The sequence below is a fragment of the Paraburkholderia suaedae genome, from assembly GCF_040812055.1.
Lineage (GTDB): Bacteria > Pseudomonadota > Gammaproteobacteria > Burkholderiales > Burkholderiaceae > Paraburkholderia.
In genome coordinates this window covers 1-9,949 of record NZ_JBFOAH010000064.1, presented here as the reverse complement: position 1 = coordinate 9,949, position 9,949 = coordinate 1, and the positions used below count along the sequence as shown (strand labels likewise).

7 protein-coding genes and 4 pseudogenes are annotated in these 9,949 nt (G+C 59.5%); 5 read left to right on the top strand and 6 right to left on the bottom strand.

Translation table 11 applies throughout. The features are described 5' to 3' along the window. Positions 1–48: 48 nt before the first annotated feature. From ABQJ48_RS36875 to ABQJ48_RS36860, 4 genes and pseudogenes are all read right to left on the bottom strand, one after another. Positions 49–828, bottom strand: coding sequence for a Gfo/Idh/MocA family protein (locus ABQJ48_RS36875; RefSeq protein WP_367842806.1), 780 nt, complete (start codon positions 826–828; stop codon positions 49–51). Between the two features lie 27 nt (positions 829–855). After that, positions 856–1,776 (bottom strand): shikimate dehydrogenase family protein, encoded by a 921-nt coding sequence (locus ABQJ48_RS36870; protein ID WP_367842805.1) that lies wholly within the window; start codon positions 1,774–1,776, stop codon positions 856–858. Between the two features lie 145 nt (positions 1,777–1,921). Beyond that, positions 1,922–2,374 (bottom strand): cupin domain-containing protein, encoded by a 453-nt coding sequence (locus ABQJ48_RS36865; RefSeq protein ID WP_367842804.1) that lies wholly within the window; start codon positions 2,372–2,374, stop codon positions 1,922–1,924. 120 nt (positions 2,375–2,494) lie between these two features. Then, positions 2,495–3,930 (bottom strand): annotated as a pseudogene (locus tag ABQJ48_RS36860) (MFS transporter). A gap of 86 nt (positions 3,931–4,016) precedes the next feature. Here ABQJ48_RS36860 and ABQJ48_RS36855 point away from each other — a divergent pair. From ABQJ48_RS36855 to ABQJ48_RS36840, 4 genes and pseudogenes are all read left to right on the top strand, one after another. Beyond that, complete coding sequence (locus ABQJ48_RS36855) at positions 4,017–4,823, top strand: IclR family transcriptional regulator (RefSeq protein WP_367842803.1); 807 nt, start codon at positions 4,017–4,019, stop codon at positions 4,821–4,823. 358 nt (positions 4,824–5,181) lie between these two features. Continuing rightward, entirely contained in the window at positions 5,182–6,075 is an 894-nt protein-coding gene (locus tag ABQJ48_RS36850; RefSeq protein WP_367842802.1) for a fumarylacetoacetate hydrolase family protein, read from the top strand. A gap of 29 nt (positions 6,076–6,104) precedes the next feature. After that, complete coding sequence (locus ABQJ48_RS36845) at positions 6,105–6,800, top strand: hypothetical protein (RefSeq protein WP_367842801.1); 696 nt, start codon at positions 6,105–6,107, stop codon at positions 6,798–6,800. 394 nt (positions 6,801–7,194) lie between these two features. After that, a pseudogene (locus ABQJ48_RS36840) lies at positions 7,195–7,296 on the top strand (IS6 family transposase); the annotation flags it as partial. Between the two features lie 478 nt (positions 7,297–7,774). Here the strand turns inward: ABQJ48_RS36840 and ABQJ48_RS36835 are convergent. Together ABQJ48_RS36835 and ABQJ48_RS36830 are read right to left on the bottom strand one after the other, a co-directional pair. After that, positions 7,775–8,932: a PDDEXK nuclease domain-containing protein gene (locus ABQJ48_RS36835; protein WP_367842800.1), complete on the bottom strand. Its 1,158-nt coding sequence runs from the start codon at positions 8,930–8,932 to the stop codon at positions 7,775–7,777. Then, a pseudogene (locus tag ABQJ48_RS36830) lies at positions 8,929–9,210 on the bottom strand (HU family DNA-binding protein); the annotation flags it as partial. The pseudogene ABQJ48_RS36830 and the gene ABQJ48_RS36835, both read right to left, overlap by 4 nt. 658 nt (positions 9,211–9,868) lie before the next feature. On the opposite strand from ABQJ48_RS36830, the pseudogene ABQJ48_RS36820 reads away from it, so the two are divergent. Then, positions 9,869–9,949: pseudogene (locus ABQJ48_RS36820) on the top strand (IS6 family transposase); the annotation flags it as partial.

Here is a 9,949-nt window from a genome sequence, read left to right as displayed (position 1 = left end):
GGGGCAAATGCAGACCGACGGTTTGAATCAGACATCTGCCGACCAATTTTACTTGCTTGCCAAATAAGGATTCCTATTTGCTAAGGATGGCTTCTCCGCGCCACGCCTTATCGCGACAAAACCGGGGAAGCTATATCCCGTTTCCACCAGGCCGATCACGCCGTCTTCGGTTTGCATGGTCAGCAGCGAATAGTCTTCAACGGCTCCTCGATGCGTTCTTGAGTTCATCGTGGCGGAGACCCGGGCGATCTCCTTGCCAGTGAGCAATCTAAACAGGTCGATGAAGTGAGTCGCCACGTTGATTGTCGATCCGCCTCCGGAATAAACCGGATCGAGCGCCCAGCCGGCACCGGCCGCTTCGTATCGACTGGGCGGTCCCACAATGAAACGGAACGACATGTAATTGAAGTCCGACGGTATGCGCCCCTCGGCATCTTCGAGCGATCTGAGCAGCTCGCTCATTCGGAAGATCAATGGCACTGCGCAATAAAGGTTGGCTTCCTCGGTCAGTTTGCGAAGTCGGGTAACCTGCGCCATGTTGACGCCGCACGGTTTCTCCAGCGCGAAGGGTATGTGTTGTGCGATCACGGCCTCGGCGAGCGCCGGCATTTCGGAATGCCGCCCGAACACGAATGCAAAATCGACTTCTTCACCCTCTAGCAATTCATAGGCCGACGAGTACAGCTTGCTTCCGAATCGTGCGGCGATTGCCTCACCCTTGACCTTCTCCGCATCCGACACGGCGACCACTTCAATCCCGGGCGCTTCCAGCGCATCCAGATAGAGCGGGACATGCCAATGGCTGACCTCCAGCAAAGCAACTCTCATGCGTATTCTCCTTTGGAAATTCCCGACTCATCGCGGGCCGTGATCGGGTGCTGATCGTCCATCGGGGAGGTAATCGAATCCCAGAAACTTAAGTGCATAGACAGCCTGCCCTTGATGCATCGGTCCCCCGTCCTGGGTACGGCACCCGCGCGCATGCGCGGCGCGTCGAAGCGGCGTCGGCTCAGGCGCATTGATGATGTCGACGACGATGGCGCCGGGCGCGAGCCGCTCCGGATCGACCGGCATGGCATCGTTCACTTTCATGCCAAGCGGTGTGGCATTGATGACGACGTCGAAGCCTTGCGGGTCAGGCGGCCCCGAACGTACGTCGCAGCCGGTTTCTGCAGCAACGGATGCCGCAAGGTCGCCAGCCCGATGTGCGTCGACATCGGATATGGTCAGCTTGCTGGCGCCTGCGGACGCGACCGCAAATGCGATGGCGCTCCCTGCGCCTCCGGCACCGACGAGAAGCACGGACTTATTCGCCGGGTGGTTGCCTTCCCATTGCATCCCAAGGACGCAACCAACGCCATCAAATATCGCGCCGACCCAACGTCCATCCGCCTCACAACGGATGACGTTGAGCGCGCCGACCTGACGGGCCGTTGGATCTAGTTCATCGACGTATTCCAGCATCCGTTGCTTATGAGGCATGGTGACGAGCATGCCGGAGAGATTGCGCATCGCTCGTGCCCCGCTGACGAACTCGGACAGGCTTTCCGCCTTGACCCAGAACGGGACGCATGCCGCGTCCACGCGCTGTTCAGCAAAAAGCTGGTTCAACAATTGTGGCGACTTGGCGGCCGTCAGCGGATCGCCCACTAAACCATAGAGTCGCGTTTTACCTGTGATATGTGGATCCATTGCTGCGTGGTGTTCCATGTTGGTTGAAGACGCAGTCTTACCTGACTGCTCCGGGATTTGGCGTACCAGGCGCGTGTCGGACACTTACATTCTCCGAGCGAACCACTTTGATGACGAACGCCGCAGCTCCTTGACGCAACGCGTTCATTGCGTTTTAAGCTGTCTGCGACTGTCGTATGCGCCGAGAACAAGCGATGTCATGACGCTCGGAACGCCAAGGCGTAGACGATTACTTCCAAGGCGCCGGCGGTACGTCCAGATCCCAGGTCCCGTACACAGCGGGCTCGTTAATCTCGATGACCTCGAGATCGTCGGAGCGCCACATCACGTTGTGCGGCACGCCGGCCGGCTGTGACAATCCGTCACCCGCGTTAAGCGTCACGTCGCCCTCGACACCGGCGAAACGGAACGTCACGGATCCGCGCAGCACATACAGGTAGTGCCCGGTCATGTCGTGCCAATGCCAGCCAGTAGGCTCGGTGAACGGCTTCAGCGCACGAATGTGCTTTGCCCCGATGCGCCCGTTGGTCACCGCGGCGAGTCCGAGGTCGCGGTACTCGGAATCGGCGCGCAAGCCTTCCTGGTTCCAGGGCGCGTCGGCCGCGCTGATGCGCGCAAATGCGCTTAGGGATTGCGCGAGCTCACGTGGGCCGTCGTAGCGGGGTGTGTCTTCGTTGTGCATGTGCATTTCCTTTGTGCGGCGTCAAGATATTCGCTAGTGCCGCGGTTACATGATTCCTGTTCGGCTCAAGCCGGGTGGCACCGACGCACTACTAGCGAGCAGTGGGACCGGCCAAAGCAGTTACGAGTGAGCCTGATTTGCAACGTTTTGCGCATCGGCTGTTCCGATTCGTCCGGCCAAAGCCTCGGCGCGCACCCAGTCGTAGTCGGCTTTGGATACGGGTACCGCACCGCGGTCGCCAAGGTCGTCAAGGCGGATCCGATACGTCTCCCGCGTGCTGAAAGCGGCGAACGCGGCGACCAGACAGATGCCGAACGTCAGGAAGCCGATCTTCAGCGGAATGTTAGTGGTGCCGGGGGGCGCGACGGCGACAAAGAGTGATGGCGTCATTGCAGCAAGCGTCGTCCCAACATTTTGTCCGATCGCCATTCCCGTTACCCGCACCCGCGTGCGGAAGAGTTCTGGGAAAAGGCTCGGGAACACACCGTTGAAGCCTTGGTACGCGATGCCCCACATGAGCACTGAAAGAATTATCGTGAGCCAGAGATTATGGATGCTGATGGCGTACAGGTAACCGAAAGAGAGCAGCCCGGCGCTGAGTACGCCGGCAAGAACTGGCGGCCTGCGGCCGATTTTGTCAGAGAGATTGCCGACGAAGGGAATCAGTACGACCGAGAAGATGTTTCCAAGAACCGGAATCCAAAGAAAAATTCCAATTGGAAAGCCGATACCGTACGCCGGCTGCACTGCATACGCGGCGCCGAACACCGTAGCAAGAAGCGCGATTACCGCAATGAGCGCCATGCAGACTACACGCAAAACATCGTCCCAACTCTGTCGGAGGACCTCGACAACCGGTGAGGAAGGCATCTCGCCGTGAGCCTGCTCCTCGCGAAAAAAGCTGGAGTTTCGTCAACCTGGCGACGAATGATGTACCCCATGATGAGAACGACAAAGCTGAGGAGGAACGGAATGCGCCATCCCCACGAAGCAAATTGATCTTTCGGTATGAAATGCGCCAGGGGCAAGAAGACCGCTGCCGCCAGGAGTTGCCCAGCTTGCACCCCTTGAAGGGTGAAGCTCGCAAAATAGCCACGTCTACCGAACGGTGCATGCTCAAGGATCATGGAACTGGCGCCGGAAACCTCTCCCGCGACGGCAAACCCTTGAATGAGTCGGAGAATGACGAGCATCGCAGGGGCCCAGATGCCGACCTGGTGATACGTGGGCAAGAGTCCCACGCCCATCGTTGAAATACCCATTAAGAACATGCAGAAGATCAGCACCGTCTTTCGACCGTGTCGGTCGCCGACATGGCCGAGCACCATCGCGCCTATGGGTCGGGCGACGTAGCCGACCCCGAAGGTCGCCAGTGATGCGATGATTGCAACGGTCGGGTTGTCCGAGGGGAAGAAGAGCTGCGGGAAAAGCAACGACGCTGCGGTCGCATAGATGAAGAAGTCGTAGTACTCAAGGGCTGAGCCAATCCAGCCGCTGGCCGCGGCTATCTTTGACTGGCGCTGACGATGGGTCTCAACCTGGGTGCTTCCACTCATGACTTGTCTCCGTCTTAGATTGACTTTTCGGCGCTCATTCTTTATTGTTGTAACACCGTTCCAGTAAGAATCATGTTACCGACATTATGAGAGTTGTCAAGGGAGCAGTTGACCGTTCGCTTCAGGCGATTGAGTTGCTCGCGCGCCAGGCGCGCTGGATGCGTATGTCCGATATCGCCAATGAACTCGAGCTGGAGAAAGGACCCGCCCATCGAGTGCTTGCACAGTTGTGCGAGCAGGGCTGGGCCGAACAAGATGAACAGACGTCCCAGTACCGCTTGACCTTGAAGCTTTCTTTGCTCGGTCAGCGGTATCTGCACGGGCTTGGGTTGCCGGGCCTGGTGCAGCCGATCCTCGATGAAGTCGCAGCGCAGTGCCATGAGCTCGTGCGGCTGACAGTCGTGAATGAAGGGACACTTTCGTGGTTCGCTGCGTCACAAGGCGCGGCGCCCGGTCTGATGTATTCGCCGTCCATGCACAGTCCCATCGCCTTGCATGCCACATCGGTCGGAAAGGTGTGGTTGGCGGCAATGTCAAACGACGAAGCAATCGGGCTCGCACTGCGTGGCGGCCTCGGCCAGCCCAACGGCGCAGGGACATCGAAGGCGATTAACAGCGTGGACCAATTGATACCGGAGCTCGAACTGACGAGGCAACGTGGCTATGGTCTGGTTGTTGAGGAAGCCGAGCCCGGGGTGGTCGCGTTGGCCGTGACCGTGTGTTCGCTGGTTGACGGAGCGGTAGTGGGGACAATGAGTATCGCCGGGCCGGTCTTGCGCATACCGCCGGAGCGTTACGACTCCTTTCATGCGTTACTGCGCGAAGCCTCCGCGAAACTGGGGGCCGTCTGGCCGCGACAGAGCGTCGATAGAGACGTCAACGAGGCGGCCTGAGATACCGAATTCATCGCATGAGTCTCAGCGAGTGGCGTTTTGGCATGAAGAGGCAGCAAACCTCGTCGTGGCAGCGGGCCGTCATCCTTCCTGCCCAATTCACCATCAATCTGACTGCCGCGGGCGAAACCCCGATTAGTCTTGAGGGCCGGCACCCTGATGGCAATGTCCACTCGCCGATTGTGTGGCTAGCCAATTTTCTCCGCGAATGCGGTCTTGGGCTGCAAGCAGGACAAGCAGTGATAACCGGCTCCTGCGCGGGCGTGCTCCAGTTGCCGCTTGATCATCAGTTGCGCATTGGATTTGGTGCTCTTGGCATCTTGCCAATTCGTTTTCTCTTTCTACATAGGAGTAGTCAATGCGTCTTGTCCGTTTTGGCAATCCTGGCCATGAGCGCCCCGGCGTGCTTGACTCGAGCGGAGCAATCCGTGACCTGAGCGGCATCGTCGATGACATCGATGGAACAACTGTTTCGCCAGCCGCCTTTGCAAAGCTGGGCCGACTCGACTTCAACAGCCTTCCTGTCGTGGAGGCGGGCACGCGACTTGGCGCTTGTGTTGGCAGCGTCCGCAACCTTGTCTGCATTGGTCTGAATTACTCAGATCATGCCGCCGAAACAAATACGCCGATTCCGCGGGAACCTGTCGTGTTCAACAAACACACGGGCTCGATCAGCGGACCGACCGATCCAGTCGTCTTGCCGACAGACGCGCAAAAGCTGGACTGGGAGGTGGAATTAGGCGTTGTGATCGGCACGCCCGCTTGGCAGATCGACGAAGCAACCGCGCTGGATCATGTGGCGGGTTACTGCCTTGCCAATGACGTTTCTGAGCGCGCATATCAGCTCGAGCGTGAAGGCCAGTGGACCAAGGGCAAAAGCAGCTTCTCTTTTGCACCGCTCGGCCCTTGGCTCGTGACGCGTGATGAAATCCCCGACCCGCAGGTACTCGACCTGTGGCTCGACGTCAATGGCACACGTCGTCAGACTGGCAACACACGCACGATGATCTTCAACGTCGCCCATATTGTGGCGTATCTCAGCCGCTTCATGCCACTCATGGCGGGCGACGTCATTATCACCGGAACTCCGCCCGGGGTGGGCCTTGGTCAAAAGCCGCCTGTCTTTCTGAAAGCGGGCGATACGATGACCCTCGGTGGTAGCGGACTCGGGGAGCAAACGCAGAAGATTGTGCGGTATTCGGAATTGCTTGGCACGGCGTGGAGCCGTGGCGGGTATCCGTCGGCACGGTAAGATAACTTCACCTGCAGAAAGGACAAGATATGAGCCTTGCTGGAACAGGCGTCGTCGCGATTTGGCATGATCTGCTGCCGGAAGCGAAGGATGAATTCTACGAGTGGCACAACCGTGAGCACATGCCGGAACGCGCGGGAATTCCTGGGTTCAGGCGCGGGCGGCGCTACATTGCGCTGGATGCGGGTCCCGAGTACTTCAATCTCTATGAAGCCGACACGGTAGAGGTGCTCGGTGCGCAAGACTATCTCCTCCGGCTGAATTCGCCGACGCCGTGGACGAAGAAGGTTGTCCCGTCGTTTCGGAGCGTAGCCCGCTCGATCTGCCACGTAGCTTATTCGGACGGTGTCGGACAGGGTGCCTATCTTGTGACGGTACGTTTCGACGTGCCATCGACGGCGCGCACAGAAGTCGTGAAAGGTCTGCGTCAGCACGTCCTGCCACTGCTTGTCGAGATGGCCGGCATCACGGGGGTCCATCTTTGCCTGGCCGACGAGGCAGTCAGCAAGGTAGAGACAGCGGAGAAGCGGGCACGTCCTGAAGGCACCCAAGTGCCGACATGGATCGTTTTGATCGAAGGATGCCGCGCTGATCGCGTGCGTTCAGCGGCGGACGCTTTCAATGCCGGACTCGTGGCTTTGCCCGGTGTCGGGCCAGCTATGCCTATTTCCACGCTTTACCAACTTGAGTACACGCGCTGCAAGACGGCGTGGAGCGCCGGGTGACGCGTCGTTTTTACGTTTCGAAGCGAGAGGCAGGGGCACTACGAGATTACCCCGGTCTCTGTGCCGCAAAGAACCGCTGCTGTCGCCCGTCGGTGCGACGGGCGGCTTACCCTCCAATGGCCGACCTTGAGATGACGACGGTGCGAGCGTGCTTATGGGTCGGAGTGTGAGTTCGCTGATCGAGGAAGCGGTCGTTCGGCTGGTCGGGGCCGCGACCGTCAGCAATCCGCCATATCCGTGACGTAGAACCCAGTCCGCCCCAATGTCCGCGATGGCCGAGTCGAACGCATAGGCTGTCCGGCAACTTCCTGCACCGAAGCGGTCTTGAGGATGCTTGTCCTGCAGCAGGGACGCCGGCGCAGGTCCGGCGGGTTTGTCCCAGAAGAACCGCGCTGGAGCTCGCGTGAACAATCGTGCCGAGAATAGCCATCAACCTACGCGCGAACGTGAGAGACGCATGCGCGGCTTCCGCGAGCCGAAACGGACTCAAGCCTTTACCCCCGAAATAGGTGAAGTGATCGAGCAGGACGGCAGCCGCCGGCTGATCAGGCTTGTCGAAGTTCTGAAGCCACGCGCGCGGACGAACAGCTGGCTCCCGGCGCCATAGCTCGGAATCCATCAATGCGGTGCACTTGGCTAGCACTGTCTCTATATAAAGATCTGATCGCAACTTGAAGGTTTGTTCGGATAGTGAACCGGACTGGTTCCCTGCGTGCGTAGTTTAGCGTTGGCGTTCGCTGAAAGCGAACGGCTCACAGGTGTTTCCGTCGTGAGAGCGATTATCCGTTGACTTATCAACAATGTCCGCAAACGAAGGGTACACCAGTCGGAACTATCGACCCCTTCATTTGGGTCGACTTTCTGCCTGAACTGGCAGATGTGAAAACGCGTCACCCTTTCCACTGGACGATGCCATATCGGGTCGCGGCCTCGTCTTCAGATGACCGGGATTAGTCGGGCATCGGGACCCAACCTTACGAAGCCGCGGTACGCCGCTCCAGTTCCGCTGCCGTGCGCTCCAGCTCCTGCACGATCATTGCCTCGTCGGGCAACACCGTCTGGTATTCCGCCGCAAGAATCTTGTTCGACAGGTTGTCCAGCGCGTAGTGTGCTTCGGCCGCCCCTTTTTCGGCGCAAAGGATCAGACCGACAGGTGGATTCTCCCCAGACTTCATCCAGTGCTCGCGCGCGTAGTTCAGATAGAGATGCATCTGCCCGGCGTCCGCATAGCTGAAGCGGCCGACCTTGAGATCGATGATGACCAGGCATTTCAGACGTCGATGGAAAAACACCAGATCGACCCTGAACCACGTGTCGTCGATTCTCAGGCGGCGCTGCCGGCCGACGAAAGCAAAGTCGTCGCCGAGCTCCAGCAGGAAATCCGCCAGATGCTGGATCAGCGCCTCCTCTAGATCCGACTCCGAGTACTCGTCCTTGATGTCGAGAAACTCGAGGACGAACGGGTCGCGAATCGCCTCCTCTGGCGTGAGAAGATCACCTGGCTGGACATCGGCGGCTTTCCTGAGCAGGGCCGCCTTGTTGCGCGACAGCGCCAGCCGCTCGTAAAGCTGGCTACCGATCTGGCGGTCAAGCTGGCGCACCGACCAGCCTTCGCGCAACGCCTCTGTTTCATAGAAAGCGCGGGCGGCCGCCGTCTTCACTGAAAGCAAACGCACATAGGCGGACCACGGCAGCGTGAAACGGGTGGCGAGCGCCATATAATCGGGCGCCGTTGCCGTCGCGTCGACAACGTCTTTCGCCGGCAGCGATTTTCCAGACGGCGTCTGGACATTTCCGGGGGCTGCCGATTTTCCAGACACTGTCTGGAAAATCTCCGCCGCCGGCCAGGCGACGTAGAAGGCGCGCATGCTGGCAAGATTCGCCTTGCCGAATCCGCGCCCGAAACGGCGCGTCAGGTCCTCCGCGAGCCGGGCGATCAGCGCCTGTCCATACCCGGCGCGCGCCTGCCCGCCCTGCTCGCTGGCGACGATCCGCCGCCCGATCTCCCAGTAGGCGGCGGTCATTACGGCATTGACGTTGCGTGCCGCCGTGCGTCGCGCCGATTCGACGACACTGACCACTTCCTTGTGCAGCCCGGCGTAGTCACCGGGCGCTATCGCCACCTTCGTCATGACGCGTTTACGGCATCCTTGAACGCCTTGCCCGCCGTGAACTTGACGGTCTTCGCCGCGGGGATCTGGATTTCGGCGCCCGTCGCTGGATTGCGGCCGACCCGTGCGGCGCGCGCACCCGTGGAAAACGAGCCGAAGCCGATCAGCTGGACGGTATCCCCCTTCATCACCGCGCCGGTGATCGCAGCGATCACTGCGTCGATCATCTCGCCGGTCGCGGCCTTGCTTTCACCGGTTGCCGCCGCGACCGCATCCACCAGTTCCTGCTTGTTCATGGTTGATTTCTCGTTGTGGTTGGGATTGTCGCCACCCTACCCGATCGGCCTGCCTTCACGCAATCACGACCAGCGGCCGGTCCGGTCCGGCAGTAACCGGATTAATGTCGGGAAATGGAATTCGTTGGACTATCGCGCAGTTAGCTAGACTCGAAAGTACGGAATTGACTGGACTTCCCGGAAAGCATGCTTTGTTCTATGGAACGCCGTCCCCCCGGTCGGCCGCCCGTCGTCATATGCGGGGGCTCGGCGGTGCCCAGCACGCGCACGGATGAGCCATCGGGATGAGATGGCGGCCGTCGCTTGTCGACCCGTTGCTGCCGTTCAAGCAGACAGAGTTCCAATGGCAGATATCAGAGCGCAGCGGCCGCTTCCCCTCAAGATTGCTCAGTAGAGCGTTCCATGTATGTGGCTGGTCACGGCGAGTTCAAAAAAGACCATGGCCGTAGTTGGGCCGACAAGCCCGTTGCGACCGCCGTATAACGAGGAGCGCTACAGTTTCACCGCGTACGTCGCCAAAAAAGTTGGGAGGAAGTTGTCAATTACAAACCGTGGCTTCGGTTGTTCATCCTCGTAGAACCCCTTAAGCAGAAATCCTGCTTCCAACTGACCTCCGATTGGCACTGTCAGGTTGCTGGAGATGGGGCGGTAGAATGAAGCGATGAAGAAGACCAAATCGCTTTATCACGGCCACCGTTTCCCTGCTATCGTCATCAGCTGCGCCGTTCGCTGGTACTTCCGG

Coding starts and splice junctions, on each gene's coding strand:
- ABQJ48_RS36875 (WP_367842806.1), bottom strand. CDS start 828: ATGAGAGTTGCTTTGCTGGAGGTCAGCCATTGGCATGTCCCGCTCTAT.
- ABQJ48_RS36865 (WP_367842804.1), bottom strand. CDS start 2,374: ATGCACAACGAAGACACACCCCGCTACGACGGCCCACGTGAGCTCGCG.
- ABQJ48_RS36855 (WP_367842803.1), top strand. CDS start 4,017: ATGAGAGTTGTCAAGGGAGCAGTTGACCGTTCGCTTCAGGCGATTGAG.
- ABQJ48_RS36850 (WP_367842802.1), top strand. CDS start 5,182: ATGCGTCTTGTCCGTTTTGGCAATCCTGGCCATGAGCGCCCCGGCGTG.
- ABQJ48_RS36845 (WP_367842801.1), top strand. CDS start 6,105: ATGAGCCTTGCTGGAACAGGCGTCGTCGCGATTTGGCATGATCTGCTG.
- ABQJ48_RS36835 (WP_367842800.1), bottom strand. CDS start 8,932: ATGACGAAGGTGGCGATAGCGCCCGGTGACTACGCCGGGCTGCACAAG.